The sequence below is a fragment of the Streptomyces sp. NPDC020958 genome, from assembly GCF_055562175.1.
Genome location: NZ_JBVHFU010000007.1, coordinates 127,307 through 146,102, shown reverse-complemented (window position 1 = coordinate 146,102; position 18,796 = coordinate 127,307). Strand labels below are relative to the sequence as shown.

Genomic DNA, 18,796 nt, shown 5'->3' with positions numbered 1-18,796 from the left:
TCAAACGGGGGGCCACGGCGCGGACTCACCCGGGGAAGCGCCCCGTGGAGCGCAGCTCCCAGCGCCGTTCGGCGTAGGCCAGATCGTCGCGCCACAGACGGCCCGCCGCGTAGCGCATGACGGGACGCAGCAGCGGGGCGGTCCGACGGGCCACGGCGAAGCCCGGGCGCTCGGAGGTGGCGATGACCGCCTCCACCACCGCGGTACGCGGCCTGCCCAGGCTGTCCGGGCCCAGCGGGCTGGCGTGGGTCTCCACGACGGAGCCCTCACCCTCGCCTCCGGTGATCCGCATGACGACCGTGCGCGGGCCCGGAGCGGTGAACACGGCCCGGACCGGGACGACGAGCCGGCCGGCGAGCTTGAAGGAGACGTCGACCGTGAACGCGTCCTCGCCGTCGTCCCGTCCAGGAGCGTCCACGACGGTGAGGTCGACGAAGGAGTACGGGTGGAACCAGGCCCCGTGCCAGGGGTCGAGGCGGTTCGCGACCACGTCCGCCGGTTCGCAGACGCCCTGCCCGGTGTACACCGCGGTCAGCGCGCCGGCCGCGGCGGGCCGTTCGGGCACCGGCGGCCGAGGCGTGGGCTCCTCGCCCCCGGCGCCGTCCAGCCGCACCCACAGCAGCACCCCGTCGTCGTACGCGGGCCAGGGCTCCCAGCCGCCGAACGGTCCGCCGTCCAGGGCCAGTCCGTGCCAGTGGCAGACGAGTGAGCCGCACCGCACCGGACTGTCCCGCAGCGGCGCCCCCAGGTGCGGGCAGACACCGGGGCCTGCGACGAGACGGCCTTCGGCGTCGCGCCACAGCACCACCTCCTGGCCCGCGACGGTGCGGGCCAGCGGGCGGTCCCCGGGGAGGTCGCGGGCGGCCCCGACGACGTACCAGTTGCCGCCGGGCCGCTGCTGCGCCCGCTTGAGGGCGTCGGCGATGAGCGCGGGCCGGGCCTCGCGCCAGGTCGGGCGCTGGCGTTCCCAGGCGACCGGGTCCCGGCGCAGTCGCAGGGGGAGCCGGGCTCGCCGGGGCGTACGGTCGGACGTCATGCGGCCTCCTCGCAGGGGGTGGGCGCGGCGGCGGGTTCGCGGCGGGCGGCCAGCCGGGCCGCGGCGACCCGGAGCAGGCCGTCGGCGGCGACCAGCGCGCGGCGTCTGCGGGGGACCACGGCGCGGCGGGTCAGTACCGCCCAGCCGTCGGTGGCGACGGCGTCCAGGATGCCGCCGTAGAGCACGAACGCCGTGCGGATGCAGGGCCGGGCGACGGGGTCGAGCATCGGCACGCCGGGCGCGGCACGCCGGTAGGCGGCGCGGGTGAGCTCGGCGAAGGCGCGCAGGGCCGCCGTGACCCTGCGGTCGGTGCGGCCTTCCTGCCGGCAGTGGCGCAGCAGTGCGGTGTCGGCCCCGTGCGCGGCGAGCAGGTCCTGCGGAAGGTAGACCCGGCCGCGGTCGAGGTCCTCGCCGACGTCCCGCAGGAAGTTCGTGAGCTGGAAGGCGACGCCCAGTTCGGCCGCGTACGGGGCGGCCTCCTCGCGCGGCACCACCGTGCCGAGGACGGGCAGCATCTGCAGGCCGATCACCGCCGCCGAGCCGTGCATGTACCCGCGCAGCGCCGCGTAGTCGGCGTACTCGGTGACCGTCAGGTCGCTGCGCATGGAGGCGAGGAAATCGGTGAAGTGGCTCCGCTCGATCGCGTAGCGGCTGCTGGTGTCGGCGAGGGCGGTGACCACCGGCGCGGTGTCCGGTACGCCCGTCCGGTCGCCCGCCGGGCCGCCCGCCAGACGCCGGGTCAGGTCGTCGGCCAGGCGGTCGAGAGCGGCAGCGCGCCGTGCCGTCTCGTCGCCGGTGGGGGCGCCGGGGCCGTCCTCGAGCGAGTCGACGATGTCGTCGGCCCAGCGGGCGAAGCCGTACAGGGCGTGCACCGCGGGGCGCCGCTCGGGGGGCAGCAACCGGGTGGCGAGGAAGTACGTGCGGCCGTGCCGGGCGTTCAGTTCTCGGCAGTGGGCGTAGGCGGCGCGCAGTGTCGGGTCGGTGATGCGAGCGGCGTCCAGCTCGCGAGCGGTCACGGTCGTACTCCTTCGGCGGTCGGCCGGGCTGCCCGGCGGGCAGTGGCGCGGGAGCGGGTGCCGCCGGTGACGCGGGCCGCGGCCAGCTTCCCCGACAGCAGGACGGGCGGTACGCCCACCCCGGGGGTGGTGCCGCAGCCGGCGAGGACGGCGTTGGCGGTGCCGCGCACCAGGTTGCGCGGACGGAACGGACCGGTCTGGGCGAAGGTGTGCGCGGCGGAGAAGGGGGTGCCCGCGGCGTGTCCCTGCGCGCTCCAGTCGGCCGGGGTCACCAGGCACTCCTCCTCGATGGCGGCCGCGATGCCCGCGAGGCCGCGCCGGTCGAGTTCGCGCAGCAGGCCGTCGCGGTAGCGGGCGCCGAGCGCCGTCCAGTCGGCGCTGCCCGGCCCGATGTCGGTGTTGGGGCACGGGGCGAGGACGTAGTGCAGGTGGCGGCCCGGCGGGGCCAGGCCGGGGTCGGTCGCGGTGGGCCGGGTGATCAGCAGCGAGGGGTCGCTCATCAGCTCGCCGGTGTGCGTGAGTTCGCGGAAGGTGCGCCGCCAGGCACCCCCGAAGGAGAGCGTGTGGTGCGCCAGTTCGGGCCAGGTGCGGTCGCAGCCGGCGTGCAGGACCACCGCCGACGGGGCGTGCCTGAGCCGCGCCGGGCGGCGCGGGGTCCGGCCCAGCAGCCCGTAGGCGACCGGAAGTTCGGGGGTCAGGACAACCGCGTCGCAGGGGATGCGCAGGTCGTCGGTCACCACGGCGGTGACGCGGTCTCCGGCGCGTTCCAGACGGGTCACCCGCTGCCCGTAGTGGAACACCGCCCCCGCCTCGGTCGCGGCGTCGGCCATGGCCCGGGGCACGGCATGCATGCCGCCGCGCGGGAAGTACACCCCGGCGACGGTGTCCATGTAGGCGATCACCGCGTAGGCGGCCATCGCCCGCTCGGGCGGCACCCCGGCGTACAGGGCCTGGAAGGAGAAGACGCGCCGCAGCCGCTCGTCGCGCAGGTGCCGGGCGACCCGCGCCTCCCAGCGGCCGAAACCGCCGAGCGCGGCGAGCCGGACCAGGTCCGGGCCGAGCAGTTGCAGCGGCGAGTCGAAGTCGGCGTCCAGGAAGCGGCCGCGCTCGGCCTGGTACAGCTGCCCCAGCCAGTGCCGCAGCCTGCGGTAGCCGGCCGCTTCGGCGCCCCCGGCGAACCGTTCGATCTCCGCCTCCATGGCCTCGCCGTCGGTGTGCACGTCGAGGGTGCTGCCGTCGGCGAAGAGCGCCCGGTAGGCGGGGTGCAGCTCGATCAGCTCGACGCGTTCGCGCAGCGAGGTGCCGACCGCGGCGAACGCCTCGTCGGCGATCTCCGGCATGGTGAGCACGGTGGGGCCGGTGTCGATCCGGTAGCCGCCGAGCTCCATGCGGCCGGCCCGCCCGCCGGGCAGGGCGTCGCGTTCGACGACCGTGACCCGGCGGCCGGCGCCGAGCAGGTGCAGGGCGGCGGACAGACCGGCCAGTCCGGCGCCGACCACGACCACGTGGTCGGTGGGTCCCGCGATGGTCCGGGTCACCGGCCCGCCTCCGTTCCCGCGGCGGCGAGAGCGGCGGCGCGCGGGCCCGCGGCCGGTTCGGGCACCTGGCCGGCCGTGCCGGTGATCTCGGCCAGCAGGTCGCGCAGCCGTCCGGCCGCCTCCGGCTCCAGGGCGGCTTCGCCGAGGTGGCGCAGACAGCGCCGGTCGAGCCGCGCGATCCGCGCCTCCACGTGGTCGCGTGCCCCGGTGCCGGCGACCACTTCCCGCACGTCGGCCAGTTCGCCGTCGGTGAGGTCGGGCCGGCCCATCGCATGGTCGAGCACGCCGAGCGCGTGGTGGTCGCCGGCGGCGGTGGCGAAGGCCCGGGCCACGACCAGCGGATAGGTCGGGGTGCCCTCGCGCACATCGCCGCCGGACGGCTTGCCGGTGGCCCGGGGGTCGGCGAACAGGTCGTCGAGGTCGTCCCTGAGCTGGAAGGCGAGACCCGCGCAGCGTCCCGCGCGGCGCAGCGGCCCGGTGGTGGCGTCGTCGGCCCCGGCGAGCACCGCGCCCAGATGCAGGGGCCGTTCCACCGTGTACAGGGCACTCTTCAGGCACGCGGCCCGGATCGACCGGCCCGGGGTACCGGAGGACACGGCCTGGCCGCGCACGTCGAGGTACTGGCCCGCCACCATCTCGGTGCGCATCGCCCGCCACACCTCGTGCAGCCGGTACGCGGTGTCGCGTGCCAGCCCGGGCTCCAGCAGCAGTCCGGCCAGGGTGTCGTCCGCCCAGGCCAGGGCGAGGTCGCCGGCGAGCACCGCGGTGGACGCGCCGAGCCGTCGCGCGGCGGCGCCCGGGGCGGTGCCGGCGTACTGCTCCGTCACGTCGGCGTGCAGCGCCGGGCCGCCGCGGCGGGTGGCCGCCTGGTCCATCAGGTCGTCGTGGACGAGGGCGCAGGTCTGGAGCAGTTCCAGCGCCGCCGCCGTCCGCAGTGCCACGCGCACCTGGGCCGGGTCCCCGCCGCCGCAGGCCCGCAGCGACCACCACAGCAGCCGGGGCCGGATGCGACGGCCGCCGCGCCGGGTGAAGCCGGCGGTCCGCTCGGCCACGTCCCGTGCGAACACCGGGTCCAGACCGTGGCAGGCGGCGAGGCGGTCGGCGAGGAGGTCGCGCAGTTCCCGGCCGACGGCGCCCGGCACGTCCTCGTCCACGGCGTACGCCCCGCCGGAGACGGCCGGTTCCCCGGTGCCGCGGGAGCCGGTCACGGCGGGGGGCCTGCGCGGCGGACCTGCCGTGAGACGGCCGATCGCCTGGGTGGAACGCATTGCGGATCCTCTCGCCGGTCGGTGATCCGGCCCGCCTGTCGGCCGGCCGGAGTGGTCGCGCTGTCCGTTGAGACACATTCCGCGCGGACCACTCCGCCGGATGCACCATTCGGTGGACATGCCGACGCCCTGGGCACCCACCCGCACGACACGCTCCCCGGTGCATCCGCCACGGCCGCCGCGCACGAAGACTGTTCGTGCCGCCGCCGGTCCGGAAGACGGATTCGCCGTCGGTCCGGGAGACGCGTGCGCCGTCGGTCCGGCAGAGGGAGCCGTCGTGGAAGGAGCCGCCGTGGAGGTGGAGTCGGACGTCGCCGTCGTGGGCGCCGGGGCCGCAGGCCTGTCGCTCGCGCTTCGGCTGGCCCGCCCGCCCGCGGGCGGGCGCCGGGTGACGGCGGTGCTGCTGGCGGCGCCGCCGGGGCCGCTGCGCGCACCGCGCCGCACCTGGTGCTTCTGGGAAGCGGACGCGGGACCGTACGACAGTGCCCTGACGGCCTCCTGGCAGCGGCTGCGGGTGCGTTCCGGCGACGGACGGACGGTGGACGCCGGGATCGAGCCGCTGCGCTACAAGATGCTGCGTTCCGACGCGCTGGAGGACCTGGCCGGGCAGGTGCTCGCGGCCGCCCCGTGGGTGACGAGCGTGGAGGCCGTCGCCGACCGGGTGGAGTCCGTGCCCGGCGGGACGGTGGTGCACGCCCGCCGGGCCGACGGCGAGCGGGTGACGGTGCGCGCCCGCTGGGTGTTCGACTCACGGCCGCCCGAGCGGTTGCCCCCGGCGCGCACGACGCTGCTGCAGCACTTCCGCGGCTGGTTCGTACGCACCCGCCGGCCGGTGTTCGATCCCGCTGCCGTGGAGCTGATGGACTTCCGTACCCCGCAGCCCGCGCACGGTCTCTCCTTCGGTTACGTCCTGCCCACGGGCCCGTGCGAGGCACTGGTGGAGTACACCGAGTTCTCCCGCGGCCCGCTCGGCCGGGACGCCTACGACCGCGCGCTGCGGCACTACCTGCGTGAGGTCCTGGGCGCAGGCGAGCACGAGGTGCTGGAGTGCGAACAGGGTGTGATCCCGATGACGGACGCGGTCTTCCCGCGGCGGACCGCCGCGTCGGTGTTCCGGATCGGGGCCGCGGCCGGGGCCACTCGTCCGGCGACCGGCTACACCTTCAGCGCCGTGCAGCGACAGACCGGCGCGGTGGCCGCCGCGTTGCACGCGGGCCGCCGCCCCGTCCCACCGCGCGTCCACTCGGTCCGCTCGCTGTACATGGACGCGGTGCTGCTGCACGCCCTCGACCACGGCCGGGTGGACGGCCCGGCCTTCTTCACACGGCTGTTCACCCACGTGCCCACGCCCCGCCTGCTGCGCTTCCTGGACGGGCGCACCGGTCTGTTCGAGGACCTGTCCATCGGGCTGCACGTGCCCGTCCCCGCGATGCTCGGCTCGGCGCTGGCCCTGCCGTTCACCTCGCGCCGCAGCGCCTCCGCCACCCCCTCGCCCTCCACGGCCTGACCCCGCCCCCTTCCTCTCTCCCGCCCGCTTCCCCATCCGACGACCTCTTACGGAGATGGCATGCCCGTGTTGCGCGACGCCGAGCTGGCGACCGCGTTCGACCACGCCGCCCGGAGCTACGACACCCTCGTGGCGGCGAATCCCGGTTACCACGCCCACCTGCGCCGCTCCGCGCGGCGCCTCGGACTGGCCGGCCGCGGCCAGGCCCTCAGGGTGCTCGACCTCGGCTGCGGCACCGGCGCCTCGACAGCGGCCCTGGCCGACGTCCTGCCCGGCGCCGACATCACCGCCGTCGACGCGTCGGCAGGCATGCTGCGACGCGCGGCCCTGCGGCCCTGGCCGACGCCGGTGCGCTTCGTGCAGTCGCCGGTGGAGCGGCTGGCCGCGGCCGGCGTACGCGGACCGTTCGACGCGGTCTTCGCCGCCTACCTGCTGCGCAACACCGCCGATCCGGACGCGGTGCTCGCCCAGGCCCACCGGCTGCTCGCGCCGGGCGGCCGGCTGGCGGTGCACGAGTACGCGCTGAGCGGGCGGGCGGCGCACCGGGCGGTGTGGAACGTGGTGTGCGGCGGGTTCGTCCTGCCGGTCGCCACGCTGCTCGGCGACGGCACGCTCTACCGGCACCTGCGGCACAGCGTCCTCTCCTTCGACACGGCCGGACAGCTCGCCCGGCGGGTGGAGCGGGCGGGCTTCGAACGGGTACGGGTGCTGCCGCTGCCCGGCTGGCAGACCGGCATCACGCACACCGTCGTCGCCCGCCGCCCGTTCACCGCCGACGGGGAGACGGCACGATGACCGGACCGCGCCGTCCCTCCTCCCCGGCCGCCGCCCGCGGCCCCCGCCCCGGCCGGGACCGGCTGGCCCGGCTGCTCCCCGCACCGCCCGGCGCCGCCCGCGCACAGGAGTCCACCGCACCCCGCGTGGCGGTCGTGGGCGGTGGCATCGCCGGGCTGACGGCGGCCACCGCGCTCGCCGAGCGCGGGGTGCGCGTCACCGTCCTGGAGCGCGACGCGCAGCTCGGCGGCAGGCTGGCCGGATGGTCCACGCGGCTCACCGACGGCACGACGGTGACGATGAGCCGGGGCTTCCACGCGTTCTTCCGCCAGTACTACAACCTGCGGGCCCTGCTGCGCCGCACCGATCCGGTCCTGGACCGCCTCACCCGACTGCCCGACTACCCGCTGCGGCACGGCAGCGGCCGGCAGGACAGCTTCCGGCACGTGCCGCGCACACCTCCGCTGAGCGCGCTCGGGTTCGTGGCGCTGAGCGAGTCGTTCGGCATGCGCGACCTGGTCCGGATGCACCCGCGTGCGGCGCTGCCGCTGCTCGACGTGCGGGTGCCGGAGGTGTACGAGCGGCTCGACCACGTCAGCGCCTACGACTTCCTGGAGGAGATCCGCTTCCCGGCGGCCGCCCGGCACCTGGCCTTCGAGGTGTTCTCCCGGAGCTTCTTCGCCGATCCCCGGACGCTGTCGGCGGCGGAGATGGCGCTCATGTTCCACATCTACTTCCTCGGCTCGGCGGAGGGCCTGCTGTTCGACGTGCCCAGGGAACCGTTCCCGCAGGCGCTGTGGGACCCGATCGCCGCACGTCTGGAACGGCTCCGTGCGCGGGTGCGCACGAACACGCCGGTGGAGGGCGTCAGCGTCCTGCCGTCCGGCGGCTACGGCGTGACCACCGCGAGCGGCGAGGAGTCGTACGACGGGGTCGTGCTCGCCCTCGACCCGGCGGGGCTGCGTGCCCTGGTGGGACGTTGCGACGACCTCGGGGACGCCGAGTGGCGCGAGCGCGTGGCGCGGCTGCGTACCGCTCCGCCGTTCCTGGTGTCCCGCCTGTGGCTGGACCGGCCCGTGCGCGCGGACCGGCCGGGCTTCCTCGGCACCAGCGGCTACGGGGCGCTGGACAACGTCAGCGTGCTCAGCGCCTGGGAGGGCGAGGCGGCCCGGTGGGCGGCCCGCACCGGCGGCTCGGTCGTCGAGCTGCACGCCTACGCCGTGCCCGAGGACGTCGGTCCCGGCCGGGAGGCCACGGAGAAGGAGCTGCTCGGCCAGCTGCACCGGCTCTACCCCGAGACGGCCCGGTCGCGGGTGGTGGACGCCCGTCACGAGTGGCGGGCCGACTGCCCCCTGTTCGCGGTGGGCGGCCACGCGGACCGGCCCACGGTCACCACTCCCACCCCGGGCCTGGTCGTCGCGGGCGACACGGTCCGCACCGGCCTGCCGGTGGCCCTGATGGAACGGGCCGCCACCAGCGGTTTCCTCGCGGCCAACGAACTGCTGGGCCGGTGGGGCCTGCGTGGCCACGAGCTGTGGACCGTCCCCGGCCGGGGACGCCTCGGCGTCCTGCGCCGGGCAGCGGCCCTGGCGTAGGACGCCGGCCCGGTGCCGGAACGCTCCGGCGGACCTTCCCGACGGCTGCGTGGCCGGGTTCAGCCGCCCGGCCGCGGAGAGCCGGCCGGGAGACCGCCGGCAGCGTCCCGCACCGGGGTCAGGGCCGCCCGGGCCCGTTCCCGGCGCCGGGCGGCCAGGGACTCCCGCGCCGCCTGCCGCGGGTGGCGGCGGCGCCAGTACGGGTTGTCGTGCGCGAGGCCGCCCGTGACCCGGCCGTACATCCCGAAGGTGAGGATGAGCAGCCCCATGACGAACGTGAAGAGGACGTTGGTCATGCCGAAGTCGAGGACGTTGGCGCTCCGGTCCAGCACGAGGAGGTGGCCGAACCCGCTCAGCAGGAACAGGGTCCCGACGGCCATGTTCAGCGTGGAGGCGAAGTTCCCGCCGACCACGGCGCCGCCCACCAGCAGCAGCCCGAAGAGGACGGAGATCAGACTGAGCAGTCCGTTCGTCGACATGCCGGCGATACGGGCGCCGTCCGTGCCGAAGGGGCTGAGTTCGTCGGCGAAGCCGAGACAGCCGAACAGCAGCAGAACGGCGCCGCACAGCCCGGCGCCGTACCGGTAGACCGTGGCCAGCCGGTGATCCACCGGCCATTCGTCGCGAAGCCTCATGACACATCCCTTCCGATGCGTGCCAGGCCCCCCAGGGTTGGGCGGGCACCAGTCACCCACCCGCCCGTCTCACCGTCACTTCCGGCGGCGCCCCCGCGTCGGATGCACCCCACCGGCCCGCGGCCTCTCCCGCGCCCCGCGCGACACGCGCCGGTCGGCCGCATCCACCGGCTGCCCCCGCACGGAAGTGGGTGTGCGGGGCTTCACGCAGGGCGAAGCCCACGACCCACCCCCACCGGGAGGCGCCATGCACTCCACCGGCCGGAGCAGGCGTCTGCACACCGACCTGACCATCGAGCTGGTCATCAGCGACGCGGAAGCACTCCGGCTCGAGGTCCGCTTCAGCTACGACACGGCCGACCCGTTCGCCGTACGCCTGGACCTGCCCGGCGGCTCCGGGGCCGCCGCTCCCTGGCTGTTCTCCCGGGACCTGCTGTACGCGGGCCTGGGCGTGCCGGTCGGCGAGGGCAGCGTGCGGATCTGGCCGCCGTGCCCCTGCCACGGACCCACCTCGGTGCGCGTCCTGCTGCGCGGCATGGGCGCGGCCGCCGTGCTGTACATACCGGCCGGCCCGTTCGAAGACTGGCTGGCCGAGACGTTCCAGGCGGTGCCCGCGGGAACGGAAGGCTCGTACCTGGACTGGGACGCCGTCGTGGCAGAGCTGCTGCGCCGCGGCTGACCGGCGAGGCCGGGCGGGCGAGGCGTGAACCCTTCGGAGAGGACAACGGGTTGACCCGGCGTCACGTCTCCGGACCACGCGGCACCGGCGATGGAAGGCCGTGACCCGGATGAGACGTTTGTTCGGGCGTAATCGGTGCACACGATGAGCTGACACAGCCCTTATTCGAGGAAGCGAGACGCAACATGGGCATCATCGCGTGGATCATCATCGGCCTGCTCGCCGGCGCCATCGCCAAGGCCTTGATGCCGGGCAAGGACCCGGGCGGCATCATCGTCACCATGCTCATCGGCATCGTCGGCGGTCTTCTCGGCGGCTGGCTCGGCAAGGTGATCTTCGGTGTCGACTCCATCGACGGGTTCTTCGACCTGTCCACCTGGATAGCCGCCATCGTCGGCTCCCTCATCCTGCTGGTCCTTTACCGCCTCGTCACCGGTAACCGGCACTCGCACCGCCACGCGTAGCCCGTCGAAGGCATACGCCGACGCGACCTGGAAAGCTCCCTCCTTGTCTCACAGGGCGGGAGCTTTCGGCGTGTACGACCATTTCGATCGGCACCGGACGGCGAGCACTCGATGTCGGAGACCGTCGCGGCCGGCGCGGGGGCCTGGCGGGGGCCGGAGGCGGTGTGCTCGTCGAGCCCGCGGGCGGTGTGGATCCGCAGCAGTCCTTCGATGCCGCGCAGCAAGGTCTCGCCGGCGAGGACGGGATCACCGAGGCAGCAGCGCCGGCGCTCATGGCGCCGTCACGGAGCATGACGAAGTGCCGCCCGGCGTGCTCGGCCTGTGCGGCCGTGATCTCGCGGTGTGGCCGCCCTCCTGTGGGCGCTCGGCTCTGAACTCACCGTCGCGGCCCGGCTGCTGTTGTTCCTCTACCCCGCCTTCGACGTGGCCGCGGCCGTCGTCGACGCCAGGTCGGCGCGCGTCGCCGGGCCGGTCAAGGGGCTGTACGTCAACATGGCGGTCAGCGCGCTCGCCGCCGTCGGCGTAGCGGTCGCCGGCGCGTCGGGCGTCGCCGGGGTGCTGGGCGTCTGGGGCGCGTGGGCGGTCGTCTCCGGCCTCGTACAGCTCCTGGTGGGCGTCGCGCGCCGGTCGATGGGCGGCCAGTGGGCCGTGATCCTCAGCGGCGGCATCTCCGTGCTCGCGGGCGCGTCCTTCATCCGAAGCGCCACAGAGGACGCCCTTTCGCTGACCGCGCTCGCCGGCTACGCCACTCTCGGCGGGATCTTCTTCCTCGTCTCCGCGATCCGCCTGCCCCGTTCGGCCCCCAGCGACCGAGTGGCCCCTGGGGCCGCCGGCGAGGTGCCAACCTGACACCCCACCCGTGAGCCCTGCCACCCACCCGTGAGCGCCCCGAGCAGTGTCGTCCTGGAACATGCCGGGTGGGCGGCCGAAATCCCGTACCGCGGGCCCGGTCGCAGTCGGGTCAGGGGGCTGCCTGTCTGGAATCCGAGTGGCGACGCATCCGTGGCCCGCCAGCGGGAATCCGGGGTGGTGGACTGGGAGGTGCCTGTGCTGGACGGTGAGAGCCTGCCCCTGGATGAGGTGCTGCGGGCGGCGGAGGATGCCGCGCCGGTGGAATCGGTCGACGTGGTGGCCCGGAACCTGGAGAAGCGGTTCTCGGCGAGCGAGGTGTCGTTCTGGCTCGTGGACATGCTCGGGCAGGAAGCCGTCCGGCTGCCCAGGGCCGGCACCGCAGCGCAGACACGGGGCAGGACGGAGACCCTCGAACTGGCGGGCAGTGTCTACGACCGGGTGCTGCGCTCCCAGCGTCTGCTCCACGAGCCGGACGAGGAAGGCGGCTGTCGGCTGGTGGCCCCGGTGACCAACCGAGGCGACTGCATCGGCGTCCTGGACCTGACCGTACCCACGGCCGACGACACGGTGCGGGAGGCGGTGGCCCAAGCAGCCCATGCCCTGGCGTACATCGTGGTCACCGACCGCCGCTTCACCGACCTCTACCACTGGGGACGGCGCACCACCACCATGAGCCTGGCCGCGGAGATCCAACACCAGCTGCTGCCCACGGCGTCCTGCTGCGAGGCCGCCCAGTTCACCCTGGTCGGCGGCCTGGCCCCGGCCGACGACATCGGCGGCGACACCTACGACTACGCCCTCGACCAGGACGCCCTCTACCTGTCGATCACCGACGCGATGGGCCACGACACGGCCTCCGCGCTGCTGGCCACACTGACCGTGAACGCCCTGCGCGGCGCCCGCCGCGCCGGACGCGGCCTCCTCGACCAGGCCTACGCCGCCCACCAGGCGATCACCAGCCACGGCCGCGGCATGACCACCGGCCAGCTCCTGCGCGTCCAGTTGGAGAGCGGCGCCTGCGAGCTGGTCAACGCCGGCCACCCCTGGCCGCTGCGGCTGCGCGGCGAACGGGTGGAGGAGGTGCCCCTCACCGTGAACATGCCGTTCGGCGTGCCCGCCCCGGTGACCTACCAGGTGCAGCGGCTTGCCCTGGAGCCGGGTGATCGCGTGATCCTCCTCACCGACGGCATGCGCGAACGCGGCGCCGCCAGGGCCGACCTTCCTGCCCTCATCCACGCCACCCGGAAGGAACATCCCCGTGAAGTGGTCCGGGCCCTGACCTCCGCGGTGCACGAGAGCTGCGGAGGATCGTTGCGCGACGACGCCACCACGATGGTCCTCGACTGGCACGGCAGCCGTACCGGACAGCGCCGCACCAACGGCGGCTCCAACTCCTGACCCCGGCTCCCGACGAGTCTCTCCTCAGGCCCTTCCAGGAGGCCGGGCAGCGTTGCCTCCTTCAGTTGGGCGGCCCTCCGCATCCGGGTGGTGCGCAGGGGTGGCCGGGGCCGGGACGGTGAGCTTCCCGTCGTGGATCTCGGCGACGCGGTCGGCGGCGCCGAGGTGGGTGCGGTCGTGCGTGACCAGGACCGTCGCGGTGGCCTGCCGGCGTGTCAGACGGCTGATCAACTCGATGACGGCGGCGCCCCGTTCGTGGTCGAGGGCGCTGGTGGGTTCGTCGACCAGCAGGACCCCTGGGTCGTTCATCAGGGCGCGGACGACCTGCAGTTCGGCAGGGGCATGGGCGGGGCCGAAGCCACCGCCGCCATCACCGCACGCCCCGGCGCCCCACGTGTACTGATCGTCACCACCTACGACTCCGACGCCGACACCCTGCCCGCCATCGAGGCCGGTGCCACCGGCTACCTCCTCAAGGACGCTCCGCCCGAGGACCTGGCGGCCGCCGTCCGGACGGCCGCCGCAGGGCGCACCACTCTCGCCCCCGCGGTCGCGGAGAGGCTCATGAGCCGGCTGCGCACACCGGGCACCTCCCTGACCCCGCGGGAGACGGAAGTGCTCGCACTCGTCGCCCGGGGCTTGTCGAACCAGGCCGTCGCCGGGCGCCTCCACCTCACCGAGGGAACCGTCAAGTCCCATCTCGCCCGGGTCTACGCCAAACTCGGTGTCGACTCACGCACCGCGGCCGTCGCCGCCGCCACCGCCCTCGGGCTCATCCGCCGCTGACCGCCTGACTCCTCGCCCTCCCCACGGGCGGTTCCCTTCCGGCCCGCGTCCCTGTCACCGCGGCGGTCGGCCTGCCCCGGTGCGCGCCGACCGAACCAGTGGTCAGCACCCGTGGCAGCAGCGACCCCTTGCACCGGCAACCGGCCGATCATCGCCGACGAACCCACCAAAGGCCTGGCGCCCAAGGTGGCCACCGCGGCCGCCCAGGTGCTGGAGTGCGCCGCCGACGACCGGGGCGCCCAGTGGTGGCAGAGCACCTGCCGGCCGCGGCCGACGTGGCGACGACCGGGAGGGCCGACGGTGCGCGGGCGTACTGACCCGGGGCCTGCGCCGTCCCCCGTGCGCATCCGTGCGGGCGTCAGTCGCCCGACAGAAGGTGCAGGCGCAGGGCCAGTTGGAGTTCCAATGTCTGTTCGGGGGTGTTCCACTCCGGCCCGAGCAGCGCCTGGATCCGGTCCAGGCGCTGCACGACCGTGTTCACGTGCACGTGCAGCGCCTCCTTGGCCCGGGTCAGGCTCCCGCCGCAGTCGAAGTAGGCCCGCAGGGTGCTGATCAGTTGGGTGCCGCGCTGCGCGTCGTAGTCCAGCAGCGGTCCCAACGTTGCGGTGACGAACCCGTCCACGTCGTGGAGGTCACCCAACAGCACACCCAGAAAACCCAGTTCGGCGACGCTCGCGCCGTGCCCGTCGCGACCGAGCGCATGCAGGGCCCGCAGGCAGCGCACGGCCTCGGCGTGTCCGGCGGCGATGGCCCGCGGCCCGGCGGCCGGCCCCGCCCCGGCCACCGTGACCACGGCGCCGGTCAGCCGGCCGAGTTGCCCGGCCGCGCCGCGGGCCGCCTCCCCCGGACCGGTGCCGTCGCACGGAAGCAGCAGCACCACGGCGCCTTCGTGCTCGGCGCTGACGCCGCCGCCCCCGAACAGGTACTGCACAGCCGCGTCCGCGAGCCGTCCGCGGGCCGCGACGCCGGTACGGGCGACGAGCAGCAGGTGGGGGCGGTCGAGGTCGAAGCCGAGGCGACGGCCGCGGGTCACCAGGCCGGCGGGGTCGCGGTCGGGCGTGGTGAGCAGATCGGTGATCAGATCGCCGCGTACGCGGTTCTCGGTCTCCGCGACCGAGCGTCTCAACAGGAGGAGCAGCGAAGTCACGACGCTGCTGCGTTCGAACAGACGCCGGTCGGGGCCGTCGAGATCCGGCCGCCCGAACAGCACCAGACAGCCCAGCAGTTCCTGCCCCGCCAGCACCGCGCACACCCAGCGCCCGTCACGGAAGACCGCGTGGGCGGCCGTGCGTGAGTTCTCCGCCGCGGCGACCAGCGCCGCCTCCTCCTCCGTGCCACCGGCGTCCCCCGGCTCCCCGGCGAACGCGTCACCGTGCACGGCGACCGAGGTGAGTGGCCGTCCGGAGCCGTCGTGGACCGCGACGTCCCCCTTCAGCAGACCGGCCACGGCGGCGGCCACGTCCTGGAGTTCGCCGCCGCGCAGCACCAGATCGGTGAGTCGGTCATGCGATTCCTCGGCACGCTGCATCGCCACCGAATGCTCACGGATCACCGCGTTTGCCTCCGCGAGTTCGGCCATGGCGACCCGCGCGTCGGTCATCGACCTGGCGGTGTCGATGGCGATGGCGGCATGGTCGGCCAGCGAGCACAGCAGGGCGACCTCGTCCGGGGCGAACGTGCGGGGCGTGCGGTCCGCGGCGAACAGTGCGCCGATGACCTGGCCGCCGCTTCCCGACCCCAGCAGCAGCGGCACGCCGAGAATCGCCACCAGGCCCTCGTCCAGAACCCCGGCATCGATGCTGCCGGTGTGCAGGAAGCGGTCGTCGGTGCGGTAGTCGGGGGAGGCGTAGGGGCGCGCGGTCTGCGCCACCAGACCACCGAGGCCCTCCCCGAGTTCCAGGCGCAGGTTCTGGAACAGCTCCGACACCGAGCCGTCGGTGACGCGCATGTAGGTGTCACCGGCCTCCTCGTCGGGCAGCGTGAGGTACGCGGTGTCGGTGCCCAGGAGCATCCGGGCGCGCCGGACGATGGAGCGCAGCACGGCGTCGAGGTCGCGCAGCGCCGCGAGATCACCGGCGGTGTCGAAGAGCGCGGTCAGCTCCGCCTCCCGGCGCCGGTGCTGCCGCAGCGTGGTCTGCACGCGCAGCGCCGCCTCGGTGGCCCGCTCGACCTCCGCGAGATCCTCGGCCCCGGCCCCGCTGTCACGGGCCTGGACCGCGACGGCACCGAGGTCCTCGGCCGGGGCCCCGGCGGCGAGGAGTTCGAGCAGCCGACGCAGATGACGCGTGACGGAAGCGGGTTCATGCGGCATGGGTGGGCAACCCTTGCGTAGTGGGTGGGCCTGGGGGATCAGAGTAGGGGCGAGAAGGGAAGGTCGTGCCCACGAGGGCCGGGCAGGGACGACGGGCGTCAGGCGGACGCGGTCGTCTTCCGGTCCCCGGCGACCCCCGCCGCCGAGTCGTCCGGCTCGATCGCGGCCAGGTCCCGGCCCCGGGTCTCACGTGAGGCGACGACGGCCGTCACGGTGATCAGGGCGGCCAGCGCGACGTACACCGAGACGGGAGTGGAGTCGCCGTAGGAGCCGAGCAGGGCCGTCGCGATCAGCGGGGCCGGGGCGCCGGCCGCCACCGAGGACAGCTGGGCTCCGATGGAGGCGCCGGTGTAGCGCATCCGGGTGGCGAACAGCTCGGAGAAGAACGCCGCCTGGGGCGCGTACATGGCGCTGTGGAAGAAGAGCCCCACCGTGACGGCCAGGACCAGCGCGGGGAACGACCTGGTGTCGAGCAAGGCGAAGAAGGCCCACGACCACAGGCCCACGCCGACCGCACCCACGAGGTACACGGGCTTGCGCCCGACCCGGTCGGAGAGCGCGCCGAACAACGGGATGAGGCAGAACTGCACGGCCGAGCCGATCAGTACCGCGTTCAGCGACGTCTGCTTGTCGATGCCCAGGTGATCGACGCAGTAGGTGAGGACGAACGCGGTGATGACGTAGTACGAGATGTTCTCGGCCATGCGAGCGCCCATCGCGACCAGGATGTCCCGCCAGTGGTCGCGTACGACCGCGACGAACGGCAGCCGCTCGGCCCGTTGTTCCGCCTTGCGCCGCTCGGCCGTGGCCAGCGCCTCCTTGAACAACGGGGACTCGTCGACGGACAGCCGGATCCACAGACCGATCATGACCAGTACGGCGGAGAGCAGGAACGGTACCCGCCACCCCCATGAGTTGAACGCGTCGTCGCTGAGCACGGTGGTCATCAGGGAGAGCACTCCGACGGCGACGAGGTTGCCGGCCGGTGCGCCGCCCTGCGGCCAGGACGCCCAGAATCCGCGCCGCTTCGCATCGCCGTGTTCGGACACCAGCAGCACCGCGCCGCCCCACTCGCCGCCGAGGGCGAAGCCCTGGACGAGACGCAGGACGGTCAGCAGCACGGGAGCGGCGACGCCGATCGTGCCGTAGCCGGGGACGCAGCCGATGAGGGCAGTGGAAAGCCCCATCATCAGCAGGCTGATGACCAGCAGCTTCTTACGGCCGAGCCGGTCGCCGAAGTGACCGAAGACGACGGCGCCGATCGGACGGGCGGCGAAGCCGATGGCGTAGGTGAGGAAGGACAGCAGGGTGCCGGTCAGCGGGTCCGACTCGGGGAAGAAGACGCGGCCGAAGACCAGGGCGGCGGCCGAGCCGTAGAGGAAGTAGTCGTACCACTCGATGGTGGTGCCGATCAGGCTGGCGGCGACGACGCGGCGGAGATCGGACGGAGCGGGCGGGGAACTGGTCGGTGACGACATCGGCACCACTTCCTGGCGTTCGACGGGGACGGTTGCGTGTCGCCATACCGTAGGAAGGCGCAGGTCACAGGCGTATGTGGTGGGGCGCCACACTTCTGGGCCCGGGAGTGTGCGCGGCAACCATGGAAGTGGTGTCACGCTTCCAGGGCGGCCGTTCGGCCAGATCCTCAGCCGGGTCCGGCAGGCCTACGTCCACGACTACTACCGGGCCGCCCCGACGCGGGCGCCGCCCGTGGCTGGAGCTCACGGCGAGCCCACACGTGGCGCCGACCGCGGTGGTACCGGTGCCCTCGCGGGCGGCCGCCACGGGCGAACGGGGCTTCAGTGGGCCGTCCAGCCACCGTCCAGGGGGATCGAGCTGCCGGTGAGGTAGCCGCTGCGTTCGGTGCACAGCCACAGCGCGGCCTCGGCGACCTCGGCCGGCTCGATCAGCCGCTTGATCGCGGTGCGTTCCAGGAACACCTGGTCCATCACCTCCGCCGCGGGAATGCCGTGGGCGAGCGCCTGCTGGGCGATCTGCTCCTCGACCAGCGGCGTGCGGACGTAGCCGGGGTTGATGCAATTGCTGGTCACGCCATGGGCGGCGCCCTCCAGGGCGACCACCTTGCTCAGGCCCTCCAGCGCGTGCTTCGCCGTGACGTACGCCGACTTGTAGGCGCTGGCCCGCAGACCGTGCACCGAGGAGATGTTGACGACCCTGCCCCAGTGGTGCGCGTACATGTGGGGCAGCGTGCGGCGCAGGATGCGGAACGGAGCCTCCACCATGACGCGTTGCATCAGGGTGAAGCGCTCCGGGGGGAACTCGTTCACGGGGGCGACGTGTTGCAGACCCGCGTTGTTGACCACGATGTCGGCGTCGTCCGGCAGCGTGTCCACCGCCTCGGCCTGGGAGAGGTCGGCCACGACGGCGACACCGTCGATCGCTGCGGCCACCTCCTCGGCGGACTCGGCGGCCCGGTCCACCACGTAGACCTCGGCGCCGGCCGCGGCGAAGCCCTCGGCGCAGGCCCGGCCGATCCCGCTGGCCGCACCGGTGACCAGGACCTTGCGACCGGCGAGAAACCGGCTCGAGGCCAGACCGGGATGCTGGGGCGAGCCCTCGCGGGGGCCCTTGGTGCTGTCCATGGCCGAACATGGTAGGGAAGACCCACGTAGTGAAACATGTGGGTCGTCCATACATTTCAGGCCTCCGGGGTGGCCTCCACCATCATGTGTCACAGCGGCATCGCCGACACCATGGCTGCGCGTGCCATGCCCGGCTCCGCAGTCCTGGCACCCCCTCACATGTCGCCGGCCGGCCGGTCGGTCGTACTGTCCGCTTCCAGCAAGCCGGTACGACAGCGGGCCGGGTGCACCCAGTCGGCGAGTGACCAGCTCCTCGGACAGCGAGCAGTGCGCCGCCCTCCCCGCACCGGGGCCGTTCGGCCCTGTGGAGGGGACGGACAGCACCTGCCCGGCG

17 protein-coding genes are annotated in these 18,796 nt (G+C 74.1%); 8 read left to right on the top strand and 9 right to left on the bottom strand.

The features are described 5' to 3' along the window. Window positions 1–25: 25 nt before the first annotated feature. From ACZ3KP_RS22135 to ACZ3KP_RS22120, 4 genes are read right to left on the bottom strand one after another with little or no spacing between them, the layout of a single operon-like run. On the bottom strand, window positions 26–1,036 hold the full coding sequence (locus ACZ3KP_RS22135; protein WP_467501379.1) for a DUF5914 domain-containing protein: 1,011 nt from the start codon (window positions 1,034–1,036) through the stop codon (window positions 26–28). Beyond that, window positions 1,033–2,052, bottom strand: coding sequence for a phytoene/squalene synthase family protein (locus ACZ3KP_RS22130; RefSeq protein WP_467501378.1), 1,020 nt, complete (start codon window positions 2,050–2,052; stop codon window positions 1,033–1,035). The genes ACZ3KP_RS22135 and ACZ3KP_RS22130 overlap by 4 nt, the downstream gene beginning before the upstream one ends. Beyond that, window positions 2,049–3,590 carry a phytoene desaturase family protein gene (gene crtI, locus ACZ3KP_RS22125; protein ID WP_467501377.1) on the bottom strand — a complete coding sequence of 514 codons (1,542 nt, stop codon included), beginning with the start codon at window positions 3,588–3,590 and terminating at the stop codon, window positions 2,049–2,051. The genes ACZ3KP_RS22130 and crtI overlap by 4 nt, the downstream gene beginning before the upstream one ends. Further along, window positions 3,587–4,858, bottom strand: a complete 1,272-nt coding sequence (locus tag ACZ3KP_RS22120; protein WP_467501376.1) for a polyprenyl synthetase family protein — start codon at window positions 4,856–4,858, stop codon at window positions 3,587–3,589. The genes crtI and ACZ3KP_RS22120 overlap by 4 nt, the downstream gene beginning before the upstream one ends. Window positions 4,859–5,135: 277 nt before the next feature. On the opposite strand from ACZ3KP_RS22120, the gene ACZ3KP_RS22115 reads away from it, so the two are divergent. Genes ACZ3KP_RS22115 through ACZ3KP_RS22105 form a run of 3 tightly spaced genes read left to right on the top strand, consistent with a single transcriptional unit; the run spans window position 5,136 to window position 8,734 of the window. Beyond that, the gene (locus tag ACZ3KP_RS22115) at window positions 5,136–6,365 is read left to right on the top strand and encodes a lycopene cyclase family protein (protein ID WP_467501375.1); all 1,230 of its coding nucleotides are present in this window, start codon (window positions 5,136–5,138) and stop codon (window positions 6,363–6,365) included. 60 nt (window positions 6,366–6,425) lie between these two features. After that, complete coding sequence (locus tag ACZ3KP_RS22110) at window positions 6,426–7,160, top strand: methyltransferase domain-containing protein (RefSeq protein WP_467501374.1); 735 nt, start codon at window positions 6,426–6,428, stop codon at window positions 7,158–7,160. After that, complete coding sequence (locus ACZ3KP_RS22105) at window positions 7,157–8,734, top strand: FAD-dependent oxidoreductase (RefSeq protein ID WP_467501373.1); 1,578 nt, start codon at window positions 7,157–7,159, stop codon at window positions 8,732–8,734. Before ACZ3KP_RS22110 ends, ACZ3KP_RS22105 begins: the two co-directional genes overlap by 4 nt. Before the next feature lie 59 nt (window positions 8,735–8,793). Here the strand turns inward: ACZ3KP_RS22105 and ACZ3KP_RS22100 are convergent, their stop codons facing one another. Further along, window positions 8,794–9,369: a DUF4383 domain-containing protein gene (locus ACZ3KP_RS22100; RefSeq protein ID WP_467501372.1), complete on the bottom strand. Its 576-nt coding sequence runs from the start codon at window positions 9,367–9,369 to the stop codon at window positions 8,794–8,796. Window positions 9,370–9,616: 247 nt separating this feature from the next. Between ACZ3KP_RS22100 and ACZ3KP_RS22095 the strand changes: the two genes are divergently transcribed. The 4 genes from ACZ3KP_RS22095 to ACZ3KP_RS22080 all read left to right on the top strand — a co-directional run bounded on the left by ACZ3KP_RS22095 (window position 9,617) and on the right by ACZ3KP_RS22080 (window position 12,762). Then, on the top strand, window positions 9,617–10,048 hold the full coding sequence (locus ACZ3KP_RS22095) for an SsgA family sporulation/cell division regulator (protein ID WP_467501371.1): 432 nt from the start codon (window positions 9,617–9,619) through the stop codon (window positions 10,046–10,048). 185 nt (window positions 10,049–10,233) lie between these two features. After that, window positions 10,234–10,512 (top strand): GlsB/YeaQ/YmgE family stress response membrane protein, encoded by a 279-nt coding sequence (locus tag ACZ3KP_RS22090; protein WP_046731373.1) that lies wholly within the window; start codon window positions 10,234–10,236, stop codon window positions 10,510–10,512. A gap of 342 nt (window positions 10,513–10,854) precedes the next feature. After that, window positions 10,855–11,361, top strand: a complete 507-nt coding sequence (locus tag ACZ3KP_RS22085) for a hypothetical protein (RefSeq protein ID WP_467501370.1) — start codon at window positions 10,855–10,857, stop codon at window positions 11,359–11,361. Between the two features lie 201 nt (window positions 11,362–11,562). Further along, window positions 11,563–12,762, top strand: a complete 1,200-nt coding sequence (locus ACZ3KP_RS22080; protein ID WP_467501531.1) for a PP2C family protein-serine/threonine phosphatase — start codon at window positions 11,563–11,565, stop codon at window positions 12,760–12,762. A 24-nt stretch (window positions 12,763–12,786) separates the two neighbouring features. Here the strand turns inward: ACZ3KP_RS22080 and ACZ3KP_RS22075 are convergent, their stop codons facing one another. Then, on the bottom strand, window positions 12,787–13,071 hold the full coding sequence (locus ACZ3KP_RS22075) for a hypothetical protein (protein ID WP_467501542.1): 285 nt from the start codon (window positions 13,069–13,071) through the stop codon (window positions 12,787–12,789). Between ACZ3KP_RS22075 and ACZ3KP_RS22070 the strand changes: the two genes are divergently transcribed. Further along, on the top strand, window positions 12,967–13,548 hold the full coding sequence (locus ACZ3KP_RS22070) for a LuxR C-terminal-related transcriptional regulator (RefSeq protein ID WP_467501530.1): 582 nt from the start codon (window positions 12,967–12,969) through the stop codon (window positions 13,546–13,548). The genes ACZ3KP_RS22075 and ACZ3KP_RS22070 overlap by 105 nt on opposite strands. Before the next feature lie 358 nt (window positions 13,549–13,906). Here ACZ3KP_RS22070 and ACZ3KP_RS22065 read toward each other — a convergent pair whose 3' ends face one another. The 3 genes from ACZ3KP_RS22065 to ACZ3KP_RS22055 form a co-directional block, all read right to left on the bottom strand. Then, the gene (locus ACZ3KP_RS22065; RefSeq protein ID WP_467501369.1) at window positions 13,907–15,859 is read right to left on the bottom strand and encodes a helix-turn-helix domain-containing protein; all 1,953 of its coding nucleotides are present in this window, start codon (window positions 15,857–15,859) and stop codon (window positions 13,907–13,909) included. A 98-nt stretch (window positions 15,860–15,957) separates the two neighbouring features. Then, window positions 15,958–17,337, bottom strand: coding sequence for an MFS transporter (locus tag ACZ3KP_RS22060; protein ID WP_467501368.1), 1,380 nt, complete (start codon window positions 17,335–17,337; stop codon window positions 15,958–15,960). Between the two features lie 321 nt (window positions 17,338–17,658). Next, entirely contained in the window at window positions 17,659–18,462 is an 804-nt protein-coding gene (locus ACZ3KP_RS22055) for a 3-hydroxybutyrate dehydrogenase (protein WP_467501367.1), read from the bottom strand. Between the last annotated feature and the right edge of the window lie 334 nt (window positions 18,463–18,796).

Coding starts and splice junctions, on each gene's coding strand:
- ACZ3KP_RS22135 (WP_467501379.1), bottom strand. CDS start 1,036: ATGACGTCCGACCGTACGCCCCGGCGAGCCCGGCTCCCCCTGCGACTG.
- ACZ3KP_RS22120 (WP_467501376.1), bottom strand. CDS start 4,858: ATGCGTTCCACCCAGGCGATCGGCCGTCTCACGGCAGGTCCGCCGCGC.
- ACZ3KP_RS22110 (WP_467501374.1), top strand. CDS start 6,426: ATGCCCGTGTTGCGCGACGCCGAGCTGGCGACCGCGTTCGACCACGCC.
- ACZ3KP_RS22105 (WP_467501373.1), top strand. CDS start 7,157: ATGACCGGACCGCGCCGTCCCTCCTCCCCGGCCGCCGCCCGCGGCCCC.
- ACZ3KP_RS22100 (WP_467501372.1), bottom strand. CDS start 9,369: ATGAGGCTTCGCGACGAATGGCCGGTGGATCACCGGCTGGCCACGGTC.
- ACZ3KP_RS22095 (WP_467501371.1), top strand. CDS start 9,617: ATGCACTCCACCGGCCGGAGCAGGCGTCTGCACACCGACCTGACCATC.
- ACZ3KP_RS22090 (WP_046731373.1), top strand. CDS start 10,234: ATGGGCATCATCGCGTGGATCATCATCGGCCTGCTCGCCGGCGCCATC.
- ACZ3KP_RS22075 (WP_467501542.1), bottom strand. CDS start 13,071: ATGAACGACCCAGGGGTCCTGCTGGTCGACGAACCCACCAGCGCCCTC.
- ACZ3KP_RS22065 (WP_467501369.1), bottom strand. CDS start 15,859: ATGCCGCATGAACCCGCTTCCGTCACGCGTCATCTGCGTCGGCTGCTC.
- ACZ3KP_RS22060 (WP_467501368.1), bottom strand. CDS start 17,337: ATGTCGTCACCGACCAGTTCCCCGCCCGCTCCGTCCGATCTCCGCCGC.
- ACZ3KP_RS22055 (WP_467501367.1), bottom strand. CDS start 18,462: ATGGACAGCACCAAGGGCCCCCGCGAGGGCTCGCCCCAGCATCCCGGT.